Raw genomic sequence first — 24036 nt, forward strand, 5'->3', positions numbered from 1 at the left:
ATGGTTTTTTGACCCAACAAATGCCCTTTCCTCAACAAATGCACTTGTTAAAGGTGGTATATTAAGAACAATAAAACCTCAAAATATGCCTTTAAAACAAATTTGAGGAAGGTGACTTTAAATGCCCTCTATTTTTTTGTGATCTATAACATAAAATGTGTATTTCCTCCTCTAATGAAAGACACCCGCGTATTGAACATACTTTAAATGTATCCTTACGAAAGATTAACTGATTCAAAATGTTCTACTATTGGGAAAGGATCATAAAAATGATGGAGCTGTTCTTTCCACGCCTGGTATTCTATTGATTGTCTAAAACCTACTGTATGATCTTCTAAACTCTCCCATTTAACTAAAAGTAAATACTTCCCTTTTACCTCCATACATCGTTGTAATTCGTGTGATATGTAACCTTTCATTGATGAAATAATCTTAGAAGCATTATAAAAGGCTTTTTCATATTCCTCTTCCATTCCTTGTTTGACTTGCAGCATTACAGCTTCCAATATCATGTAATCACTCCTCAATTAATGTATAACCACAATAAGTTAGAAGGATCACATATTGCAAGTTTTATTTCACTAACTAGCCGCTTAATATAAAAAATGGACATTTCTGCTTAAGAAATGCACCCGTTTGTAGAACAAGCAATATCTTTACTAATGGGTATTAAAATAAAGATGGACCCCGGAACAATCAGTTCGAAAAATCTTTATATTGTAAATAGAATTCCTATATAGATAATATATTCTGGAACTTTTTCTTTTTTAATATTTTCTCCAAACCTCCACTGGAAGAGCTTTCTAAGAAAAACCAATCCGCTTAAAACATGTACACTATACCTGTGTTATCGTCCATACGTATTCAGCAAAAAACCATATAAATATGGAGAATAAAATATATTTTAAAAATAAAGGATGGATTTTTTTGTTTCAGCGTAAAAGAGCATACTTAGTACCCGGGGGGACCATAAAACAATATGTAGGCCAATATATTACAACAGCTATTACAGGTTATGGTCAGGTTGTTGCACAAGTTGTTAAGTTTGATGATTACACTAAGATGGCAACACTGAATGTTTTTACACCAAGCGGGGTAAGAGCATTACAAGTTCATGAAACTGACATGTACGGAATTGCTCCATATCAGGGACCAATTCCTCCTGTTTTCGGATCTGGCATGGGTGGTCAGCAAATGGGTATGGGTCAAATGGGTCAAGGTATGGGGCAAATGGGTCAAGGCGGACAACAAGGCGGGCCATGGGGCGGTCAATGGTTTCCTCCAGATGGAGGATGGGGCGGCGGCGGCTGGGGTCCTTGGGGCCAATAATCGAGATAGATATAAAGTGACTAAACAAGCTAGGATCACTTTTTTATAATGATATAATCTCAAAGGAAAAATGCTGCATGAATCAACTCTTTTAATGAACTCCATTCTCAGAATCCCAGTTGACTTGTGTTTTATTCACTTTTCCAAATAAGAACTAAAAGGCGACCTTGAGAAGGTCTTGAAGATCCTTATGAGGTCGCCAAAATTTAGATTTTTGTGTTTTTCTTTTTCGCACGATTAGCTAGATCGGATACAGGTTCCTTGCTGAATTCAACATCAGGACTCATTCCCTGTGGATTTACACTCGATGCCTTTCGACCCTTTCCTGTGCTCTTTTTTGCCATATTTTTCACCCCCTGTATCTATAGGATTTGCCATAGGATAAATTTATATTTTACATAATTCTGTCTGCATACATTTGAAAATATTGGATCCTATATCACCCTTAAAACTTTTTATTCCAAAAAGGCACATTTCTTATTACAAAAATGCACCCGATTGTTAGACAACGATAAACTTACTTTAAAATGATATTATCACCGATATTTATATCACCAAGACCTTCAACCTTTGCCCATACACCAAAAGTTGATTTATGATTATTTACCAAATATCGGAGTAACCGAGTATCATGTGTTAGTTCTTCTTGAGGAATGTTCACCATTATACATCGCTGTAGTGGAGCAACAACTCTTAGGGTAACTGACGAACCGACTAGGATTAGTTGATCCAGCCAATTATCTTCAAAGTATTCCGTTGATTCTGTTTCGACCAATAAATTTGCTCTGAAACGTCGATGGTCAATTGCTTCGCCTAGATCCTGACTCACCTTGCGTAACGCAGAAGTAGTAATAATACTTATTGGACCCTCATCAAAATGTGATATTGACTCTTCTCGTGCCAAAATTACTTTATATCCGAGCCACTCAGACAACTTCTCATTAATGGTATTATCATCACTTCGAAAGTCTTTTCCATCAGGCATTGTTATAATTGGAGTATTATCCTCATATCTTGCTTTATAATTAAATAAACCATCCATTTGTTGAAAACGACGTGTTGTCTTACCGCTACCAATCTTTCCATCCATGTTCTTTATTGCCCACAGACGATCTCCAATGAGTCCTCTTTTATCAATTGAAACGGATTGTAATGTCTCTCCTAAAATTGATTTGACTGGAAATCGTCGAATTTCTTTCACTTTACCTATGTTCATTGTTACCCTCCAAAGTTTTTACCCCCCTTTTATAACTTATCCCCTTTCACTTCAATAAAAAAATACATTTCTCCTTCTTGAAGAAATGCACCCTAATATGGAAGATCGTTATTAAAGTAAAGCCCACTTTAGTTCAATAAGAAATTACTTTTATTTGCATTTTTGTAGATTTCTCTTCATAAGAGATGCAACTTGTAAAAAAGTTATATGAATGTTTTGGTCATTATAAAGTCCATTTGTTCTTCATCACCCATATAAAAAGAGTGGGCCCCAGTTTGAACAAACCCCATTTTCTTATAAAAAGCAATAGCATTTTCATTTTTTTCCCATACGCCTAGCCAGATTTTCTTTTTATTACGTTCCATCGCAATTTCCATAGCCTTATTTAGCAGATATTTACCAAGCCCATGATTTTGAAATTTGTTCTTTATATAAACCCTCTCGATTTCAAGTGATTCATCACCCATTTCTTCAGACTGAGCATCATTGGTATTTACTTTTAAATATCCAGCGACTTCATTATTAAAATAAACAAAAAAGAATTGCGAAGAAATATTGGATAATTCTTTTTCTAATTGATTTAAGTTAAATGCCCTTTCCAAATAGGCATTCATATTTTCAAGTGAATTCTGATGCTTAAATGTCTCATTAAATGTTTCATAACTAATTTCTTGAAGTTTGCGAGAATCTTCAAGTGTACACTTTTTTATGTTTATAGTCATTTAAATATGTCGCTCCTTTATATAATCAATAATTTCTCTTGTTTCCTTTTTTTACAAATTCCCAGTCTTTTTCTATATTTTTTCTTACTCTTTGAAGAAGATTGAAAATGGTTTCTACTTCTCTTTCGGAAAATCCCTCTAATGCAACGAAATTAGAATAATCATTTTCTCTTTTTATAAAAGGAAAAACATTTTTCCCTTTCTCTGTTGGAAAGAGTTTTTTTATTTTTTTGTTATGTTTATCTTCTTTCTTTTCAATAAAGCTATTAATTTCAAGTTTTTTTATAGCACGAGCTGTTGTTGTTCGATCTACTTTAATCATCTCAGCTAACTTTTCTTGAATGATTCCTGGGTTTTCACATATTCGCACAAGGTACAAATACTGCCCTTTTGTAAGGTCATATTCTTTAAATTCTATATTACTTATAGAATCTAATGCCCTTGCTATCATTCCAATTTCACGAAGAATTTCCTTCATAATTAGCTCCTTAGTACATATTTTTGTTGCGAGTACAATAAAAACGGCATATTTTTAATCTAACCTAATTTTGTTGCATTTGCAATAAAAATAATGATAAGGGGGCGAGATTTTATGTATTAGGAATTTTAATATTAACACTTGGTATTTCTTTAACTATTCAATCAGACCTTGGAACTTCACCTTTTGATGCACTTTTGGTAGGACTGTCCATAAATGTGGGGCTTACTGTAGGAAGTTGGGAAATCTTAATAGGTTTAATATTGATTTGTTGTAATTCATTTTTAAAAAGCACAAAGACCAGAAGTTTTGGTGTTGTTAACAGCATTTATAATTTGCATAATACCAATTATTTCGTAACACAATCCTTTTGTCTAAAGAGAAGACACTTAACTTTTAACAGTTAAGTGTCCAATAGTTGAGGAACCATGACAAATTATTTTATGAAAAATTAGCGGTTAATAAATTTGTCTTCAAAAACTTTTTATTAGTTTGTAGCACCTTGTTTAATTTTCAAGCTCTTTTCTTGAGGAACGGATCTTTTTATAAATAATGAAACTATCCATGCGATGGCCACTAGTCCAAACGCGAGTAAGAATGCGTTTTTCATTCCAGCAATCATCGCTAGAATTTGTAATGTAGCCCCGTCTTCCTTAACCAGTGTATTTTCCATAAAACGAGTAGAGCTATTGGTCATGATTGATACAAGCAATGCCGTCCCGACAGCACCAGCTACCTGCTGAAGCGTACTGATTATAGCCGTTCCATGGGGATATAACGGCGGCGGCAGTTCATTCAAAGCGTTGGTCATAATCGGCATCATGACCATTGAAATTCCCAACATTAATAGCGTGTTGAAAATCATAATCTTGATGTATGGAGTCGTCAATGTGATAAAGGCAAATTGCCATAACGTATTTGCGACCAATCCTAATCCAATAAGGGCAAGCCACTTGGCACCAAACTTATCAAATAAGCGGCCAGTTATCGGTGACATGATCCCCATGACAATACCGCCTGGCAACATGACCAATCCTGCTTCCAACGGACTGTACCCTAACGCATTCTGGAGAAAAATCGGCAACAACATCATGGCTGAAAACATCGCCATCATGATAATCATCATGATTAATGTCGACATTCTAAAAATGTTGTATTTAAACGTCTTTAAATCTAGTAACGGTTGTGAAATCGCTAATTGTCTCCAGGTAAACAGCACTAAAGATACAATCCCGATTGCAATGGGAAGTAAAACATCATTGCTTGACCAGCCCCCATGTCCTTCACCAGAACTGCTGAATCCGTACACAATTCCTCCGAAACCTAAGGTTGATAGTAGAAGCGAGATCAGATCAATTTTCGGATTAGTCGTCTCCGTAACGTTTTTAAGTTTCGAATAGGCAAATACAATAACAAACAGTGCAATTGGCAGAACTCCGTAAAAGAGAACACGCCAGCTGAAATGCTCTACAATGATCCCTGATAAAGTGGGTCCAATCGCGGGGGCAAACGTAATGACAATACCAATTGTCCCCATTGCCGAACCTCTTTTTTCAAAAGGAACGATAGAAAATACCACATTTGTTAATAAAGGAAAGAGCAGTCCGGTACCCGCCGCTTGAAGCAGCCTTCCGATTAATAAAACCTCGATCCCTGGAGCAATAGCTGCTACAAATGTCCCCATGGTAAACAAGAACATAGCTCCGAGAAATAAACTTCTTGTTGTAAACCGCTGAATGAGATAAGCAGTGACCGGTATCAGAACACCAATCACAAGCAGGTATCCCGTAGTTAGCCATTGAGCGGTACTCGGTGTGATTCCGAAGTCATCCATAATTTTTGACAATGCTACGTTGAGGAGCGTTTCATTTAAAATGGCTACAAACACACCTAGAATCATAATCATAACCAACAAAAAGTTGCCTTTGTTCCCGAATGTCCCACCATTTTGAGTCGATTCATCTTGATTTTTCAATTTTTTCTCCCTTCGTTCAATTGGTGTGCAATTTCTCTTGCAGCCCTTTGAAAATAGATTAACTAATTACTTTGTCTACTTTTGAAATATGAAAAAGAAACTCTTTACTGCGTCAGTGAAGCATTAAACAAGCATAAACAGAACAAACATTCGCATTAATACTACCATATTCATAAAGAATCTGCCACTCTTAAAGGAAGAATTAATTAATTCTGGTACAAAATTTACAAAAAAGCACACTATATGAAGAACATATTTTTCACTTATCCTCTAGGTTACCAAAAAACTGCATTTTAAAAACTACTCAGCTTTTAAGCATTTTTACTCCACAATCTGGCCCGTCGTTTGTTGAATAAAAAAAAGAGAGCTGGATCAGCCCCCTTGATCTTGAATTAACGTAGCCAAGTCTACTCTTATAAGAATTAATGTTTATTATTATGTGTGTATGATACGCTCTACATTTGTAAAAGTTTTAAACTGGAAATACAATTTGATAAAACCGTGCAAATACACTTTAGATCTTTCCGTTGTGCAGGTCATTTCTCGTTGCAAACTGTTTAAACTCCATGAGCAAGAAAAAACATTAATATTCTTCTACTTTGTTTTAGCTTACGATACCTGAGTTCGAGGGTATACCCCTTTCTTGCAAAAACGTGTTCATAATGTCCTTTTGAAACATTTCAGGTTGAAAATCAATCGCAACTTTATGCCTAACATATTCGGGACTATACATATATCTATAGTCCGCTATGCTTTGTCCAAACGCATCCCCTTTATCATCGATTATCCTTGTTGGAATTTCACTTATTTTAACTTTGTCTTTATTTAACAAATACCATATAGGAAAAGCATCATGTAATGGGCTTCCCTTTATCCCTGGGACGCTTTGAGAGTAAAATTTATAATAATAATCTAACAGTGGTTTTATGATCATCCCAAGTGGATCTCTGGTTTTTTGATGGAATAAGTCAATTTCATCTACTTGTCTGGGTGTTATTAAAGCCCGCTGAGTAACATTTAGAGGAAAAATCGTTAAATTTTTTGCATATGTTAAAATAATGTTTGCAGCGTATGGGTCTCCATAAAAATTAGCCTCAGCTACTGCTGTTACATTTCCTGGATAAAAAAAGGCTCCACCCATTACTAAAAATTCTTTAACCCGTTGCATTACTTCGATGCCCAAAATGAAGCATACTGATAAAGATGACAGCCTTCCTACACTAACAATGACTAAGTCCTCTAAATTATTTGTGATTACTTCTAGTATTTTGTGTATAGGCTGAATTGGAAAATGGATGGTTGGTGGAATGATCGGTCCTAAACCTTCAACACCATGGACCTCAGGATAATATTTAGTTGAAATACCTGTTAACGGAATAGTGGCTCCTTCGAAAAGTGGAATATTATGATGACCAGAAATATATTTTAAATAATTTACATTTCTTAATACTTTCTCCCGTGATACATTTCCGTAATCGGCTACGATTCCAACAATTTCGATATCCTTTGAAAAGAAACTAAAAATGAGAGCTAGCGTATCATCTATTCCGAAATCTGCATAAAGGAGAATTTTATACTTCATTTTTTGTCCCCCTAGATATTCAGTTTGATAAAAAAATTAACATCTAATTAAAAAACTATGAAAAATGCGAAATGATTATAACAGGGTTTAAAATATGAACTCACAGAATGGAACTATGAGTTCTTTTTCATTTACTCATAATTCGGGTCCTTTTGTGTGTCTTATTGAAATAGCGCATCCCCTTTAGTTGAAATACAATATTTCACAACTTTCCTATGTAAAATGAAAAAAAGCATCCAATAAGTTCATTTGGATGCTTTTTGTATATAACCTGAGACGAACACATATAAGATGTTCTTTGAGAAAAATTATTTTTCAGTTGCTGTATTCCCCATTGCAATAGAAATTCTATTCCAACTGTTAATTTGATTAATCATTAGAACAAGATCCACATATTCTTTTTCACTGAAGTGGTTGCGTATGCGATTATACAATTCATCAGGTACACGCTTATTCGGAATCAATGTCACATGTTCAGTTAACTCCAAAGCTGCTTTTTCTGCATCTGTGTAAAACGTACACTCTTCCCAAGCACTAACACAATATATTCTTTGTTCTGTTTCACCCATTTTTCGAGCATCTGCTGTGTGCATATTCAAACAAAATGCACAGCCGTTAATTTGAGAAGCACGAATTTTAATAAGCTCACGAAGTTTACGGTCTATATCTGTAGTCTTCGTATACTTCTCCATTTCCATCATAATTTTAAGTCCTTCTGGTGCTACATTGAAATATTCAATTCGTTGTTTCAATTTAATTACCTCCTAATAATTAATTAAAGATAAGTTAAATCGACGATTAACTTTGTCTTTAATATAATCTCTTTTATAGTGTATGTCAAAGGAATTTTATGTAAGTTTGACATTGGAAATAAATACTTCTAAGATAGACTTAATGTAATTTAATTCATGTAATAGAGGCGGTTCAGATGCAATATAGTGTTGGAGTAGAGTACAGTCTTCATTGCCTTGTTTATTTGATTGATATCCCTCCAGATTCAAGTATAGGTATTAAAGAACTCTCCACGTTTCAAGGTGTCTCTGAGACATACCTTTCAAAAATGTTTGGCAAACTTTCAAAAGCAGGTATTGTTAGCTCTGTACCAGGTACAAAGGGCGGTTATAGATTAGCGAAAGATCCCGCTGACATTACGTTTTTTGATGTTGTAGAAGCCATTGAAGGATCTAAACCTATATTTCAATGTAAGAACATAAAAGAAAAAGGTTATTTCTATAGAAATTCGGAACAGCCAAATTTGAATACAAGAGCTGATGACTGTACATCCTGCCATTCTTTTTGTTCCATAAATAATGTAATGTTGGAAGCCGAAGAAAAGATGAGAGAATACTTGCGCTCTAAAACTTTATTTTGGCTTAACGAAGAATTGGATTCCGTTTTACCTAAAAAGTTACGTGAAGAAACACGCTTATTTTTTAGAAAAAATAAATAAGATCTTTTGTTTCGAATAAAAGCCACTGTGTTTTTATTCGATTTTTTTTGCCCACATTTGCCTTCCATTATTATGGCCTGCAACTTATTTCACATACAAAAAAAGCTAATGAATACATTTTTTTCAGCAACCATACTAAAAGTTGATACTTGTATAGGAAGAAACATTTTCGAAATGGGCATATTTTGGAAATTTACATACAGTGCTGTTTACGTTAAAAAAAGATGACTCAATTCAATGAGTCATCTTAACTTTCTCAATCGTTTATTCTAAAAATATGGTATCTGTCGTCATAATACATTCCCCTACTTACCTTTTTATCGATCTTCATTAAATTTCTTGAATACTAAAACAGCATTATGACCTCCAAAACCAAATCCATTGGAAACCGCGTAATTTACTTCCGTATTAATTGGATTGTTTGGTACATAATCAAGGTCACAATCCTCATCAGGATGTTCATAATTAATTGTTGCAGGAATCAAACTTTCTGAAATGCTTTTAAGAGTGATAATGGATTCAACTCCTCCTGCTGCACCGAATAAATGTCCCGTCATTGATTTGGTTGAACTAATTTTTATCTTGTAAGCATGTTCACCAAATACATTCTTAATCGCTTTTGTCTCTGATTTATCGCCTTCTTGTGTACTTGTACCATGTGCATTTATATAATCAATGGCTGTTGTTTCTATGTTCGCCATTTCAAGCGCTAGCTTCATTGCTCGAACTGCACCATTATAATCTGGTGAAGTAATATGATAGGAATCTGTTGTAGATCCATACCCAATAATTTCTCCCAATATTGTTGCCCCTCTATTTTTCGCATGTTCATATTCCTCAAGTAACAAAATTCCTGACCCCTCAGACATTACAAAACCGTCTCGTGTCTTATCGAATGGTCGACTCGCTGTGATTGGTGAATCATTATTCGTTGACATTGCTTTCATTCTAGAGAATCCCGCGAAAGATAATGGATTGATAGACGCTTCTGTTCCACCTGCTAAAATGGCATCGGAATAACCATGGCGAATATTTAAAAATGCTTCACCAATCGCATGATTACCAGTTGCACAAGCGGATACCGGTGAAAAACTTGTACCTCTAAATCCCGTTTTAATCGATACAACTCCAACAGCCATATTTATAATCATCATTGGTGCCATAAATGGAGATACTTTTCTTGCACCTTTTTCTAATAAGGTTTGATGATTCTCTAGAACTGTATCTAATCCTCCAATTCCTGAACCGATGAATACCCCTAGGCGATTTTCATCCTCATTTTCAATGTTTAGTCCAGATTGATCTAAAGCTTGTTTTGCAGCGGCATAGGCATATTGAACAAATTTATCAAACTTACTTAACTCTTTTTTATCTAAATAATTTTCAGGTGAAAAATCATCAATCCTTCCACCGATTTTAGTATTTATGTCTTCATAACCTTCAAATTCAATATTTTTAATGCCTGATTTTGAGTTCTTTATGTTACTCCATAATGTTTCGACATCATTTCCTAATGGTGTGATTGCACCATAACCTGTAATAACGACTCTACGATTCATTTAAATCCTCCAACATTATTGTAATGGTATATCTTGTTAAAGAAATGCACCCTTTAATGAAATATATATTTATTTAATTTCTAAAATGATTTGAATAGTAGTCATTAAATTTGATTGAATACATGAGAATATAAACAATGAAAATTGCAAGAAACAAATTAATAAGAATCAACGAGAGGTTTAAATTAACAAATTGCGTCAACACTCCGACGCCAACAACCGGAAAAATGAAACCAGAGTAAGCGCTTAAATAAAATGCCGAAATAGCTCCTGGACGCTCTTCTGGCTTCGGCAATTGGCTGGCAAACCTTAAAGAAACTTGAAACGTCCATCCGGCGCCAATTCCTTGAATAAATATGCCTGCCCAAAGCAAAAATAAATTCGCTGTCTGGCCAGAAAAAACAATAACCCATGATCCAAAGGCAAGAAGCAGGATCCCTATACGAATCCGTGTAACGGGATTACGCGGCCAGGGAAAGAACTGCCATAAAGCCCCCCCGCCTAAAAGCAACAATATTAACAGCCCGGAAATAGAGAGATTGGCGGTTTGAATGATGTTCTTAGTAAAAGAAGGAATAAGAGAAAACACAATACCGCCAAACGTAAAAACAGTAAATATCGGAAGTCCAATAAATGACCAAAAATGGGAACGAATATTGCTTGGAACACCGAGTGTAATCTTTGTTTTAGCCGGTTTTTGCGCTTGGGGATCTTCGTGCTTCGGTAACATCTCCAGAAATACCAAGGAACTAAATAACATGAAGAGCAAAACCCAATATGGCAAACGAAGCGGTAGAAAATGCACATATTCCACAATTAATCCTGCAATAGCCGGGCCTAATCCAAACCCAATGAGTACCGTAATTCCCGATAATTTGATAGCTGTGCTTATTTTTTCAGGTGGAGTATTTTTTATTAAAAAGGCAACAGCAGTACCGGTAAAAGCTCCATATGCAATGCCTTCTAAGATCCTTGCTGCATAAAGCATCCAAACATCGAAACTCACAAGAAAAATCAATGTCGATACAATCGAGATCCATATACTGTAACGAACGACTCTTTTTACTCCCCAATAGTTACCCCGTGCACTTACTATAAGCAAAGAAGGTATCAAGAAAACAGCATAGATTGCAAATAGGACGGTAATTTGGAAACTATTTAGTTCATAATACTGACTGTATACAGGAAATAATGATGAAATAAACGTTGCTCCACATGACATCATGAGAATAACCCAAAGCATTCTTTTCATTTCAGCAATTCCAACCTTTCAATAATAAAAGCTCATAAAATTTAAAAATATTTTATCCATCTTTAAAAATTAAAATGATATATCCTAATAACTTACTAACTAGAAGGTAAGTTTTCTTTAAAATTTTGATGGTACTAAATGTCTAGGGAATAACAAAGTATAAACATTGCTCCACGTGAAATCATAATGTAACCCCAAAATATTTTTTAAATTTGCAATCACTCCTTCGATAATTTAATTACTAAAATTTAATAATCACATTAAAACCCTACTAACTAGTAGGTAAGTTTCGTGCAAAAAACCGATCTTAAGATTTTCTTAAGATAAGGTTTATTTGGCTTATTACACCGGTTAATATATCATCGCCCAAAACTCGTCGGTATAATAATGCTCCCTTAATGCTGGATAATATAGTTACCGCAACCGAGTGTATGTCATCTGTATCGTTTAGGATTCCTTTGGTTTGGGCCTCTGCAATTAGGTCTTTCATTATTGAGAGTTCCAGTCTGCTGACTTCCTCAATTTTTTTTTGCACGACATCTGGTAAAGAATTAAAATCTGTCTGCAATGAAGAAATTGGACAAATTTCAGTACACGCGAAACGTTCTGCCTGTACCTGAATGAATTTTTTTAGCTTCTCTTCCACCGAAACTGAGGCATCCTTTTTAATCAATAAAAAGTTTTGCAAGAAGCTTTTAGCAATACGTTCAGTAATGGCAACTCCTAAATCCTCCTTCTTTTCAAAATGGTAGTGAATACTTGCCTTGGTTACGCCTAGTTGTTTAGATATGTCATCATAGCTGAACCCTACATACCCTTTTTGTTGCACTAACTTTATTGCTAAATCTATGATTTGTTTTTTTCTATTTTCCATATCCGAATATTAACTTACTAATAGGTAAGTGTCAAATTAAAGTCCTCAGTTTTCGTACCTCAAAAATGATTTGATTTTTGATTGTTTGAAAATGGAATATAATGCATAGTTTTTTTTCCAAAACCCATACTAAATTTGTTTAAATCTTTAACTCTGGATGGACTTTTTCTTATATTCATCCATATTTGCGGAAAGGATAAATCTGATGAACAAGAATGATTTAACGCTTGAAGAATTATTAATAGCCGCAAAGAAATCAAAGGATTTTACTAGGATAGAAAGGTCTATCAACGGTACAAAAATATACCTCTCATATTTCAATACATTAGTGGACCATGAAATCATTCAAAAATCTCTTCTTCCTTACTTAAATTCTCCTTTTCTGAAAAATATAGATGATATTTCTGATAAATTGCCTATCGAGGATATTACTTTTACTGAAGATGTTAATGAAATTTACTTAAAACTATATAAAGGCCATGTCATTTTACAAAATGAGCATTCGCCAAACGAGTGTATTTTACTAAATATACATAACGCAACTTTAGGTTTACGACAAAATAATGATGCTGAAAATGAATTTAGCGTAATCGGCCCTAAAGTAGGTTTTGTTGAAGATTTAGACACCAATTTAAATTTATTACGAAGAAAAGTTAATTCCCAAAAACTCATAATTGAAGAAATGATTATTGGTAATATGTCAAAAACTAGAGTTGCAATCGTCTATTTAGACGGGATTACGAACGAACAGCACATTAACACTGTTAGAGAAAGGTTGAAAAATTTAAATTTTGACATTATTTGGGACACATCAGTTTTGGAACAAATAATAAGGGACCATAAACACACGCCATTTCCGTTACTATTATCCACAGAAAGAATAGATCGCATTGTTTATACACTTGTCAATGGACAAGTTACTATTTTTAGTGATGGTTCACCAAATGCGATATCTGGACCTGCCACTTTACTTGATTTTTTTATTTCTCCAGAAGATTATTATTTGAATTGGGTATTAGGTTCATTTTTTAGAGTGATACGAATATTGGGTATTTTGTTTTCAGTATTCTCGTCATCTATATATGTAGCGGTATTAACTTTCCATTATGAAGTTATTCCTAAAGACCTCTTAGGTCCTCTCATTGAATCAAGAGCCAATGTTCCTTTTCCACCTGTTCTAGAGGTCTTGTTTCTTGAAACTACCATTGAACTTTTAAGAGAAGCGGGAGCGAGACTACCTACAAAGGTAGGACAGACTTTAGGTATTGTTGGAGGTATCGTAATCGGTCAAGCAGCTGTAGCTGCCGCGCTTACAAGTAATGTTCTCTTAATTATTGTATCCTTATCTGCATTGGCTTCTTTTACTACACCTATAATCGTTATGGGAAACACTATTCGGATACTTAGATTTTTTTTCATTGTATTTTCAGCATTTTTAGGAGGCTTTGGTATTATCATAGGAATTATGTTTTTATTGGGGCATCTGTTTAGATTAAAATCTCTTGGATCACCGTATATCGTTCCTTTATATCCATTTAGACGTAATTCTTTGGCGGATTCCTTCATTCGTTCACCTTTAAGTACACTTAATAAAAGGGCTCCCTATCTTCGTCCTAAACAATTAATGAAATTCTATGTTAAAGAAATGCGAATACATAAAGGAGATCTCAACGATGAAGAATAAAATCTCTAAACAAAAGGGTATTTTAGGGAGAGGGATCTTAACTTTTTTATTAATAATGGGTGTTTCAGGCTGTGCTCCTCAGAAAGTCATTGATGAAATTGGCATTATGCATACTATCGGAGTAGATCTTGTTAACAACAAAATCATGGGAAGTGTTTTGTATCCGGATTTTACAGATGATAAAAATTTAATGTTAGTAACAGCAGAAGCAGATAATCTTACTACTTTAAAGACAAATCTGGATTTGAAATTACAATATCCAATGGAACTCGGACAGTTAAGGGTACTTGTTTTAGGTGATACTTTGAGTAAAGCAGGGTTCTCAAGGGTATTAGAATCGTTGAATAAAGATCCTTCCGTAGGGATGATAAACGTAGTTGTCGCTGATCATTCTTCTAGACAATTCCTTCAGTCTATAATAAAAAGCCCGCCTTTATTTTTATCTGATTTGATCGAACAAGCTACTGAATATGAGGGTCTTCCTGATACTTCAATACTCACCATGCAATATCAATATTTTGGAGAAGGTATTGATGTTTATCTCCCAAATGTAAAGTTAGATAACCAGAATAAAGTTGAATTAAATGGGATGTCTATATTTAAGAAGGATAAGCTGAAACTTCGTTTATCACAAAAAGAAACATTTCTATTTAAAACAATTAATGAAAAAAATAAAAAAGGAACGTATCCCTTTAAGATTAGAAAAAATGAAAAAGAGGCCAACATTGGTATTCAGTCTTTATCTGGAAAACATAACATTGACATTAATCTTGCCGAAAATGAGGTATTAATAAAACTTAATTTAAACTGTGAATTAAAAGGACTGCCAAATTGGATGGATATAAGGAAAGTAGAGGAACTTCAACAAATAGCAGAAAAATCTATGACAAATGATATTGAAAATATGTTAGTTAAGCTTCAAAAAAATCAAGTAGATCCACTTGGATTAGGTATGATATATCGAAGTAAAAGCAAAATTTGGTCAGAAGATGATTTTTATAAAAGAGTATATCCAGCTTTCCGTTTTAAAGTGAGAACGAAGATAGTCTTTAGCCAATATGGAGTGGTAAAATAGTGAAAACTACAATAAAAGAGCAATATCTTGTTTCAACCTTTTTCACTTTTTTTCTGGTGCATTCTTCTCAAACTGGATTAGCTTTATTAGGTTTCCAAGATAATATTAGTAAAAATGCACAGCAGGATGCATGGGTTTCAGTAATACTGACTGGAATTGTAATCCACTTTATACTTTGGCTAATCTATAAAATACTTGATGAAAAACATCCTGATCTAATGGCTATTCATCATTATTGTTATGGAAAAGTAATAGGCAATTGTTTATCCTTTTTTGTCCTTTTATATTTTTTATTACAATCCCTCACCGTTTTTTGGGGATATATTGAAATTATTCAGGTATGGGTTTATCCGACATTGAAAACTTGGCAATTAGGTATAGTTTTAGGAATTTTGATCTATTATTTAGTTTCTGGTGGTTTTCGCCTATTAACTGGATTCAGTTTTTGGGGAGTGGTTCTTCCTTCTTTCTTATTAATCCTGATCTACTTTCCCATAAAATATGCAAAAACAACTATCACTTTATTGCCTATTCTTAATCATTCAATTGGAGACATTCTACTATCTGCTAAAGCATCTACTCTTCTTTTTCTTGGTTTTGAATGGATTTTAATTTATTATCCGTTCATAAAAGATGCTAACAAAAGTCAAAAATGGGCTCAGTTTGGAACGCTTTATTCAACTATACTTTATTTAATAATCACTCTGATTAGTTTTATATTTTACAATCAAGAGGCTTTACAACATACACCTTGGCCTACTTTAAAAATGGTAAAAATCGTACATTTTCCTTTTGTAGAAAGATTTGAGTACATTTTTATATTTATATGGTTATTAGTAATCATTTCACCCTTATGTATTTCTATATGGGCTTGTACAAGAATAACGAGAAGACTTACTAGAATACCTCCTAAAATTTCATTATTTGTTTTTTTAATTATGATAGTCACAGCTACGACCTCAACAAAGGACTTCAGAAGCGTTGAAAAAATTAGTACTATTACTTCTGAAATTGGATTCTACTTTATTTATACGTATATTCCACTTCTATTTTTAATTAAACATATTAAGATGAAAAGAAACAAAAGCTTTTAAATAAAGGACCCAGTATTGATAGCGATAACAAAAAATTTTAATTCTGCTACGCGGTCTTCCAGCTCTAATTTAAAAAGTACATCATCAAAGTATAAAATAAAGCCAAGCAGCAAGAAAGGCATCCAATTTAGTCCTATTGGATGCCTTTTAATATAAACGTACTTCAGCAAAAGCATAATTTTTTTTAACAATTACAAAATTGATTGGTTAACAATCATATCCACTTTCTTTTAATAATAAAATTATTCTTCTGTATTCTTTTTCAATCTCTATACTTCGAGTCTTTATATCCTTTATTAGTGAATCAATGTATTTTTCATTTACTCCAAAAAATTGTTTCATCTCTAAATACCTCCCAAAATTATCCTAATGAATCTCTGAACAGTACTTGTTCATATAAAAGCCAAAAACAGCATATAATATTAATCTGTTATTGCTTTATGTTTCATTAAATGGAAATAAAGGATTATTTGTTTTGTTTTTGTAATCATAATGGTACATGATTTAAATCGCTCTTCGTTATTCAATTTTTAACTTTGTGGTCCTATACGTATACATTTGTTTTTCATTAATTTTCATATGATAACCATTTTGTTTTGCTATAAGAGCAAAATTGTTTTTTGTTTTAGTTATAATTACTGGTACTTCTGTGTCAATACGTTCAAATAACCAATCAATATCACCATTGTACATGCGCACACAACCAGCTGAGACATGTTTTCCGATTGACTTTTTATTATTGTTTCCGTGTATAGCATAGGTGGTCCCCCATGTTCCATTTATGTTAAGTCCTAACCAGCGTTGACCAAGGGGATTATTTGGTGCACCTCCGGGAATTTTACCTTTATAATAAGGTCGATTCTTAATTTTATTTACAATTTTAAAGGTTCCTGTAGGTGTAGGAGTTAAAGAAGAACCTGTCGCCACTTTATATATTTTTATTAACTTTCCTTTTTTTATATAAGCCATCTTATTCCTATCTATATTGATTATAATTAAGTCTTTTGCTTGTAATTGTGCTCCTTGTACCCATTTAGGATAAAAAGAAATAAAGATAAAGGTAAGAAGAACGATAAGAATAGATAGCTTTTTCAAATGATCCACTCCTGTTTCTAATTAAAAGTAATTAACTATTTTTTCATTGTATAGTGATTATATTAATTAATCTATTGGATATTAAAGGTATTTCGCAGAAAAGATCTTGTGGAAAGCTGTACTTACATCTAACAATCACTAAGGAGGTGGACTCTCAAAAGAAGAATAAAAAAATAATCCCGGTTCAATACCGGGATCAATTGTTATTATAAAAAGATGAGCAACAGGTCCTTGTAAAAAAATTAATCACCCGTTATAAGATTTTGATGGATTATAAATAGCTCCATATACTTAAACCTATGAATAAAATAAAGTTTTTCCACAATGCATATTCCATCTATTCACATGTGAAATCAATAATTCAATAAAACCTTTTGCGGCTGTCCCAAGGTGCTTTTGTTTATGGTGCACAATGGTGACTTCCCTAATAATAGCTGGATTTATAATCCTTATCGCTTTCAATACCCCTTCATTTTCCAGAGAAAAAAGTGTATCAGATATAATAGTAGCCCCTATTCCTTTCTTTACTAGATTTAAAATTGACTTTGAATCCGTTGATTCAATGATTGGTTGGATTTGAATTCCTGCAACACTACACGCAGCATCAAGTGATTGCCTAAAACTGTGACCTTTAGGATTTAATATTAAGGGTATGTGCTCAATCTCTTTAAAATCTATGGCATTTCTTTCTGACCAAACATGATCCCTTCGTACAGCTAAGAAAAATTCTTCTTCGTATAATGAAATATTTGTTAACCTTTCATCTTTTCCAGGCATAAGCGTCAAGGCCAAATCAATTTCATTTTGTATAACCTTTTCAACCACATCATCTATAGAGAAAATCTGTATTTGTACATCTGGATATTTGGAATGAAATTCTAACAATACCATGGATGCAATATGATTTAAATCTCCTGGCAAGGTTCCAATTACTAGTTTTCCTCTCTTTACATTTTGAAGCTCTTCTATTTGATCTTTAGCACTTTCTAAATTAGCGAATACCATTTTGCAGTGTTCAAGGAGAATTTCACCAGCTTCTGTAATTGCTATTTTCTTCCCTAAACGATCAAATAAGCGAACACCAAGTTCGTCTTCTAACGCTTTCATTTGGTAGCTTAAAGTAGGTTGCCCAATTCTTAGTTTTTCAGCAGTCTTCGTAAAGTGCATTTCTTCACAAAGAGCCATAAAATGTTCTAATTGTCTCAATTCCAATATTTCACACCCACCCCTTAGATATCTGTAAATCCATTTTAAAGTTAAACACATAAAATTTACTATTCAAAATATTTTACAAAACTTCTATTAATTTCATTTTATCAATTCCATAAAAAGGATTTCATTACCTTGATAGTAAAGTAGATAATAGAATAGTTCAATCAGTCTAACAATCTAATGATAAAGAGACAGTCACCTATTCTTACATGCGTGAACTGTCCCAAATCAAATTATATCTTTCCCTTTGTTTTAATAATTTTCAAACTGCACAACAATCAATTTGACTTGAACGTGAATCGATTTTCTCTCTATGTTTCCTGCTTTATCTGTCGCCAGTATTATTTTGTGATTTTTCAGTGACAGGTGCTGAGATCGCATTGTTCATGACCGCGCGAATCATCATGTTTCCATATTGTGGATCCGTATTGTGACCCCAAGTTCCATTTTCCAGAAACCAATTTCGGTCATGGAAAGGGCTATTTTGATCACTTTCGAGACTTGGCATTGTCCCTGTGGCAGAAGCCTCAGGCTGTACATAGACCAAATAAAAATCTCCAGTGACAAAAATGTTTTTATCCGTTAAATCGACATGAGTCCACTCCCCATCAGTCCGCGCAGCTGCTTCAAAAGGACCTGTGATTCTTTTACCAGGAGCTCCGTTAACACCTGTGGAATCATAAATGGCTACTTGAAATCTAGTTGAGCCCGGGCTTGGCCATTCTGTATTAACTTTAAAGAGTCCGCCTGTCAGCCAAGATTTCGTGACTCCTTCTTCCAATGACATTCTAACAGCAAAGCCATTTTTAGCACCGTGCCAAAACCATGAATTTTCCGAAGTTCCATCATCATAGCCGATTTCTCCGGGAATTCCCAGGAACCTTTTTAATTCAATTTTCTGTTTGGTTTTCTTATTCGACTGGAGTGTGATCGAGTAATCATTATAAACATAATTGTTCTTGAAAACATGTAACGTATAGGTACCTTCAAAGGCTGTAAGTGTAAATCTTCCTTTACTATCTGTTTTCACAGGAGTAATGGCAGGATCCTCTATTAAAGAGATGATGGCATCTGGTATTGGTTTCCCTGTCGTTTGATCCTTGACTACTCCTTCTACTGTTCCTTTCCCTAAAGGTTTAAGATTAAAGTTTGCTTCGACAATCCCGTCTTTTGGAATTGAAACAGCTTGGTCTTTGAAATGAAAGCCATAGGCTTCAGCCCGAAGTGTGAATTCCCCTGCCTTATGTGTCATGGAGAACCTTCCATCTGCTGGATTAGTTGCAACTGAGTATCCAGAGTCTACTAGCGTTACCTTTGCACCGATTGGCAATACATTGGGTTGACTAGAAGTATTCTGAACCATTGTAGCTGTCGGAGCTAATACACTATTTTTAGATTGTTTTTTTGTATGGATTTCTCCTGTTTTCTTTTCAATATTATTTTCCTTATTATCTACTAGAGATTTATCAGTTAATGCTATGTCATCCAAGTACCAGCCATAATAAGGGTCCCAATCAAATCCTGTTTGCCATGCAAACATATAGAAACAGATATAAATCCGCTGTCCAGCGTAAGCAGAAAGATTCACTTCTGCATCAACCCAACCATCTGTAGAATACTCAAGTGGTACTCCATTTTCAGCAAATTTAGTGCCTTCTGTCCTAGTAAGCATCTCCCAATTCTGGTGGTCGGTTGAGACAAGAACAGCTCCGAAATCTGTTGAACCGTCGACTCCATCTGGACTAAAGTCATACCACTGCTTATATTGCAGATATGAATTTCCGCTTTCAGGAATGTCGATAGGAGGCATATTGAGATAAGAATACGTATTAGGAGCGTGAGGACCCTCCAAATTGGTTCCATATACTTTTTGTCCTGAATAAGCTTGTCCAGGTCCCGCTGCTGGACTGCCCCATTTCCAATCGTTATTCCATCCTTCTGAATACCATCCTTCAGGAACAGCTTCTAAATCTTGAAAATAACCAATTGTGATCGCTGGCTTAACTTCTACATTAAACTCAGGAGAAGTTACTTGATTATCTCCATAATCAACCATTTTCCATTTATAAGTAAATGTACCTTTCCTTATATCTTCACCTGGAACTACTGCTTGATATGTCCCTTTTCTAAAATCACCAGCTGTTCTTGCTGCTTTTACAGTCTTCCATTGTTGACCTTCTAAATACTGAATTTCTACAGTCTCTACACTGATGTTATCTTGCACTTCCACAGTTATTGGTAAAACTACTTGTTCATATACAAAGTCAGGAGAGGTATGCTGATAGGTTGGATTTGCCGTATCTTTTCCATCATATACAACTAAACCTTCAATCTTCCCATTTCCATTATTTAATGTTTTTATTGCGTTAAAAGCATTAACAAACCCATGCCCATAACCGTAATTAGGTGAGGATGAAAATTCTGAGTCTGTCAACGGGATGGCCGATTTGAACAGTATTTCCTCAATTTGGTCAATTGAGAGGGATGCATTTGCTTGCTTTAACAACGCTACGACTCCGGTTATATGAGGTGTTGCCATTGATGTACCACTCATCAGTTCATAATCATTGGTAGGTATGGCTGAGCGGATATCGACACCTGGTGCCGATACATCTGGTTTAATTTCGTCATATGGAGCTGGTCCACGGGAAGAGAACCAAGCTAAGGCATTATCATGATCCGTTGCCGCTACTGCAAAAGATTCTGGATAGTTCGCTGGGGAGGAAACCCATCCTTCCCCATAAGAACCGGTATTGCCAGCTGCAAATACAGGGAAGATATTGGCAGCCCGCCAATTTTGAACCATTGGGCGATACCATTCGTCCAGACCTGGCCCGCCGCCCCAGGAGTTGTTTACTACATCCGGAGCTAACTCGGGATGTGGATTACCTTCAGCATCTTTTGGCGCTAATATCCACTCTCCAGCTTCGAGCAAATCGACATCCTGACCACCACTATTAGAAAATGCTTTAACAGCGATCCATTTTGCACCTGGGGCAACACCAATTTGGTTTCTTCCATCAGGCTCTGAACCAACCATTGTCCCAACCGTATGCGTACCATGTTTATTATCATCATACGGAGTTTCTTTTCCTCCGACGGCATCAAACCAGTTTAATTGATGATCTGTCTGATTTGGATTCGCTGGATTGTACCCACGGTATTTTTCCATTAAAGCAGGATGTTCCCACTGAACACCTGTATCAATACTGGCTACCACGATTCCTGCTCCATCGATTCCCATATCCCATACTTGAGGGGCTCCGACTTTTTCAACTCCCCATTCAACCGTTGATGAATTTAGATTGGTCGTTTTTACTTTAGGTTGGATCGGTGTAATTATTTGCCGCGTTTCATTCGGAAGAATTTTTGCTACCTCCGGATATGTTGCCAATTTGTCCATCACATCTTTTGTTGCTGTTACTGCTACTGCATTTACAACATAGAACGATTGGATATTTTTCACTTTGCCTTTTAGCTTTGCTTGCTCTAGATAATCAATCACTCCAGTTTGAGTCTCCATTGCAGTATTTCGTAATGTGGAAACAACGGAAGAACGGACCTGAAGTTTTGTACTTGCAGCTGTTTGTTTCTGTTTCTTCGCCTTTTCTGCTGCTTCGATCGCTACTCGATTAGTATCAACTTGCTCTATGAACTTCACTATGAATGTAACCTGATTTTGATCCTTAAATTGTTTGATTAGTTTAGAATCTACTTTTTTGGTAACCAAAGTAGTCTTACCCATAGACACTGGCTTTCTATCTTTGGGATTTCCTTCTGCTATTGTGTTAATTGGTAGGACAAGGTTGATTAAGAGAATGAAAGATATTAGTAAACTTAATTGTAGATGATAACCGCTTATCTTTTTGGCCAAAATGGGGTGAACTCCTCTCAATTTTTAATTTGTTAAATCTACTAAAGTTGTATAGTTTACACCTTGATTAAAATCCCTCCTTTAGATTTTATAAACTACTAGACACAATAGTATTAGTATTCTGAAAACTTAACAATACAACTTTTTTGATCGTATCGATTAAAAATATAAATGGATAATACAGGAAGAGCAGTCAAAAGGAGAAATTGTTACTATTACTAACGATCTGCTTTTTTGTCTCTTAACAATTACAGAGAAGCGCCTTTGCTGGTGGAATTTAAACCTCCAGCATGTACTTCATCATTATTAGGCAATAATTACACACAAAAAAAGTAGTCGAATATTTCGGCTACTTAGCATTGCTGTTGACTTAGTTATAAATAACTTGAAGCACTTAAAAAGCACCACTTTTGATACTTGGTATGTTTAAAATTCGTTGTTCGTTAAAACATAGGATATGTAAACGCTACCATTACTTTAAGTCAATTCTTTACAATCTCCCCATACAATTAACATAACTATCCATTTATCTTTTAAAGTGAGTTACTCAACAATCGGGCCCGTTTGTTGAAATAAAGACTTTTCACCTTTTTAAATAATTACATTTTATACTTGTTCCTTTGCTATATACCCGTCATCCGTAATTAACGATATAAATAATCTCAACTAATTTCTTATTAATTTACATTTTAATAAGAGGGTTATTCTGAATTTCTAATAACCCTTATTAAATAAGACTTATTTATTCTTAATTCACCTGAATATACTCAGTTTTATTTCTAGATTTCCTCTGGCAGCCAAAAGGTCAACGGTTCGATCCCGCTAGTCTACACCATATAAAAGTTAAAAAACCCTTGAGAAATCAAGGGTTCATAAATTATTTAAGGTTGTATATTTGCGATTTTTTTGAAAGATCTTCTACAAAAACAGTGGCAAGATCGGTTTAACGATCTTTATTTTGATCAGGACTTGGTGATTTGTACAGAGACAGGCACCATACAAGATCCACAGAACGTTTTACGTGTGATGAACAGAATAAGTGCTACAGCAAAAATCCCTCGAATTCGGTTTCACGATATCCGACACACCCATGCATCAATTCTTATTTCAAAAGTTGACAAAGTATCACATCGATTAGGACATTCTAATGCTAAGATCACGTTAGAATATTATGCTCATTTAATTACCGAATGACAATAACGAAGTAGCAGATATATTTAACGATGCCATTGAACAGTCTCGTTAGCAAAATGTTAGTATTTTTCACTCTTCGAAATAACTTAAGTATTGTCCAAAACAATCAAAAAGCCTGTAACCCTTGTTATATAAAGGATTACAGGCATTAATATCTAAGTAAGTTATGGTGACCCGAGAGGGGTTCGAACCCACGACCTCTACCCTGTCAAGGTAGCGCTCTCCCAGCTGAGCTATCGGATCTAAGTTATTTCGGACAATTTAAAATATACGACACGGCTTTGGCTCTGTCAATAAAAATTTCCCAAAAAGCTTTATGTGCCCCCAAATTTTTCTGCGCTTTCAGGTCATTTACAAACGAAAAAAACCTC

Annotated in this window: 22 protein-coding genes, 1 tRNA gene and 1 pseudogene; 7 read left to right on the top strand and 17 right to left on the bottom strand. The window is 34.6% G+C overall.

Features of this window, described 5'->3' with window-relative positions; translation table 11 throughout:
- Positions 1–215: 215 nt before the first annotated feature.
- Positions 216–512 carry an antibiotic biosynthesis monooxygenase family protein gene (locus IEV52_RS12490; protein WP_188402853.1) on the bottom strand — a complete coding sequence of 99 codons (297 nt, stop codon included), beginning with the start codon at positions 510–512 and terminating at the stop codon, positions 216–218.
- Positions 513–927: 415 nt separating this feature from the next.
- Between IEV52_RS12490 and IEV52_RS12495 the strand changes: the two genes are divergently transcribed.
- Positions 928–1329, top strand: a complete 402-nt coding sequence (locus IEV52_RS12495; RefSeq protein ID WP_188402854.1) for a hypothetical protein — start codon at positions 928–930, stop codon at positions 1327–1329.
- A 206-nt stretch (positions 1330–1535) separates the two neighbouring features.
- Here IEV52_RS12495 and sspL read toward each other — a convergent pair whose 3' ends face one another.
- The 4 genes from sspL to IEV52_RS12515 form a co-directional block, all read right to left on the bottom strand.
- Positions 1536–1673: a small, acid-soluble spore protein L gene (sspL, locus tag IEV52_RS12500; protein WP_188402855.1), complete on the bottom strand. Its 138-nt coding sequence runs from the start codon at positions 1671–1673 to the stop codon at positions 1536–1538.
- 173 nt (positions 1674–1846) lie between these two features.
- The gene (locus IEV52_RS12505; RefSeq protein WP_188402856.1) at positions 1847–2545 is read right to left on the bottom strand and encodes an MOSC domain-containing protein; all 699 of its coding nucleotides are present in this window, start codon (positions 2543–2545) and stop codon (positions 1847–1849) included.
- Positions 2546–2748: 203 nt separating this feature from the next.
- Positions 2749–3267, bottom strand: coding sequence for a spermidine/spermine N(1)-acetyltransferase (paiA, locus tag IEV52_RS12510; RefSeq protein ID WP_188402857.1), 519 nt, complete (start codon positions 3265–3267; stop codon positions 2749–2751).
- A 25-nt stretch (positions 3268–3292) separates the two neighbouring features.
- Positions 3293–3745 (bottom strand): MarR family winged helix-turn-helix transcriptional regulator, encoded by a 453-nt coding sequence (locus tag IEV52_RS12515; protein ID WP_188402858.1) that lies wholly within the window; start codon positions 3743–3745, stop codon positions 3293–3295.
- Between the two features lie 77 nt (positions 3746–3822).
- On the opposite strand from IEV52_RS12515, the pseudogene IEV52_RS12520 reads away from it, so the two are divergent.
- Positions 3823–4078: pseudogene (locus IEV52_RS12520) on the top strand (DUF6198 family protein); the annotation flags it as partial.
- A gap of 154 nt (positions 4079–4232) precedes the next feature.
- On the opposite strand, the gene IEV52_RS12525 reads toward IEV52_RS12520, so the two are convergent.
- The 3 genes from IEV52_RS12525 to IEV52_RS12535 form a co-directional block, all read right to left on the bottom strand.
- Positions 4233–5651, bottom strand: a complete 1419-nt coding sequence (locus IEV52_RS12525; RefSeq protein ID WP_373869435.1) for a DHA2 family efflux MFS transporter permease subunit — start codon at positions 5649–5651, stop codon at positions 4233–4235.
- 673 nt (positions 5652–6324) lie between these two features.
- Positions 6325–7302 carry a nucleoside hydrolase gene (locus IEV52_RS12530; protein ID WP_188402859.1) on the bottom strand — a complete coding sequence of 326 codons (978 nt, stop codon included), beginning with the start codon at positions 7300–7302 and terminating at the stop codon, positions 6325–6327.
- A gap of 308 nt (positions 7303–7610) precedes the next feature.
- A complete protein-coding gene (locus IEV52_RS12535; protein ID WP_188402860.1) occupies positions 7611–8054 on the bottom strand; it encodes a carboxymuconolactone decarboxylase family protein in 444 nt (147 codons plus the stop codon).
- Between the two features lie 176 nt (positions 8055–8230).
- On the opposite strand from IEV52_RS12535, the gene IEV52_RS12540 reads away from it, so the two are divergent.
- Complete coding sequence (locus tag IEV52_RS12540) at positions 8231–8752, top strand: Rrf2 family transcriptional regulator (protein WP_188402861.1); 522 nt, start codon at positions 8231–8233, stop codon at positions 8750–8752.
- 317 nt (positions 8753–9069) lie between these two features.
- Here the strand turns inward: IEV52_RS12540 and fabF are convergent, their stop codons facing one another.
- The 3 genes from fabF to IEV52_RS12555 all read right to left on the bottom strand — a co-directional run bounded on the left by fabF (position 9070) and on the right by IEV52_RS12555 (position 12437).
- Entirely contained in the window at positions 9070–10311 is a 1242-nt protein-coding gene (gene fabF, locus IEV52_RS12545; RefSeq protein WP_188402862.1) for a beta-ketoacyl-ACP synthase II, read from the bottom strand.
- A 73-nt stretch (positions 10312–10384) separates the two neighbouring features.
- Positions 10385–11563, bottom strand: a complete 1179-nt coding sequence (locus IEV52_RS12550) for an MFS transporter (protein WP_188402863.1) — start codon at positions 11561–11563, stop codon at positions 10385–10387.
- A 307-nt stretch (positions 11564–11870) separates the two neighbouring features.
- Entirely contained in the window at positions 11871–12437 is a 567-nt protein-coding gene (locus IEV52_RS12555; protein WP_188402864.1) for a TetR/AcrR family transcriptional regulator, read from the bottom strand.
- A gap of 205 nt (positions 12438–12642) precedes the next feature.
- On the opposite strand from IEV52_RS12555, the gene IEV52_RS12560 reads away from it, so the two are divergent.
- Genes IEV52_RS12560 through IEV52_RS12570 form a run of 3 tightly spaced genes read left to right on the top strand, consistent with a single transcriptional unit; the run spans position 12643 to position 16290 of the window.
- A complete protein-coding gene (locus IEV52_RS12560) occupies positions 12643–14121 on the top strand; it encodes a spore germination protein (protein WP_188402865.1) in 1479 nt (492 codons plus the stop codon).
- Positions 14111–15196, top strand: a complete 1086-nt coding sequence (locus IEV52_RS12565; protein ID WP_188402866.1) for a Ger(x)C family spore germination protein — start codon at positions 14111–14113, stop codon at positions 15194–15196. Before IEV52_RS12560 ends, IEV52_RS12565 begins: the two co-directional genes overlap by 11 nt.
- On the top strand, positions 15196–16290 hold the full coding sequence (locus IEV52_RS12570; RefSeq protein ID WP_188402867.1) for a GerAB/ArcD/ProY family transporter: 1095 nt from the start codon (positions 15196–15198) through the stop codon (positions 16288–16290). Before IEV52_RS12565 ends, IEV52_RS12570 begins: the two co-directional genes overlap by 1 nt.
- Here the strand turns inward: IEV52_RS12570 and IEV52_RS22330 are convergent.
- The 5 genes from IEV52_RS22330 to IEV52_RS12585 all read right to left on the bottom strand — a co-directional run bounded on the left by IEV52_RS22330 (position 16287) and on the right by IEV52_RS12585 (position 22342).
- A complete protein-coding gene (locus tag IEV52_RS22330; protein WP_229754280.1) occupies positions 16287–16481 on the bottom strand; it encodes a hypothetical protein in 195 nt (64 codons plus the stop codon). The genes IEV52_RS12570 and IEV52_RS22330 overlap by 4 nt on opposite strands.
- Positions 16482–16497: 16 nt before the next feature.
- Complete coding sequence (locus IEV52_RS22570; protein ID WP_268234772.1) at positions 16498–16632, bottom strand: hypothetical protein; 135 nt, start codon at positions 16630–16632, stop codon at positions 16498–16500.
- 177 nt (positions 16633–16809) lie between these two features.
- The gene (locus tag IEV52_RS12575; protein ID WP_188402868.1) at positions 16810–17385 is read right to left on the bottom strand and encodes a L,D-transpeptidase; all 576 of its coding nucleotides are present in this window, start codon (positions 17383–17385) and stop codon (positions 16810–16812) included.
- Between the two features lie 297 nt (positions 17386–17682).
- Positions 17683–18597, bottom strand: a complete 915-nt coding sequence (locus tag IEV52_RS12580) for a LysR family transcriptional regulator (RefSeq protein WP_188402869.1) — start codon at positions 18595–18597, stop codon at positions 17683–17685.
- 325 nt (positions 18598–18922) lie between these two features.
- Complete coding sequence (locus IEV52_RS12585) at positions 18923–22342, bottom strand: S8 family serine peptidase (protein WP_188402870.1); 3420 nt, start codon at positions 22340–22342, stop codon at positions 18923–18925.
- 1035 nt (positions 22343–23377) lie between these two features.
- On the opposite strand from IEV52_RS12585, the gene IEV52_RS12590 reads away from it, so the two are divergent.
- Positions 23378–23665: a tyrosine-type recombinase/integrase gene (locus IEV52_RS12590; protein ID WP_188402871.1), complete on the top strand. Its 288-nt coding sequence runs from the start codon at positions 23378–23380 to the stop codon at positions 23663–23665.
- Between the two features lie 167 nt (positions 23666–23832).
- Here IEV52_RS12590 and IEV52_RS12595 read toward each other — a convergent pair.
- Positions 23833–23908, bottom strand: a tRNA-Val gene (locus IEV52_RS12595).
- Between the last annotated feature and the right edge of the window lie 128 nt (positions 23909–24036).

The organism is Fictibacillus barbaricus (assembly GCF_014635025.1).
Lineage (GTDB): Bacteria > Bacillota > Bacilli > Bacillales > Fictibacillaceae > Fictibacillus > Fictibacillus barbaricus.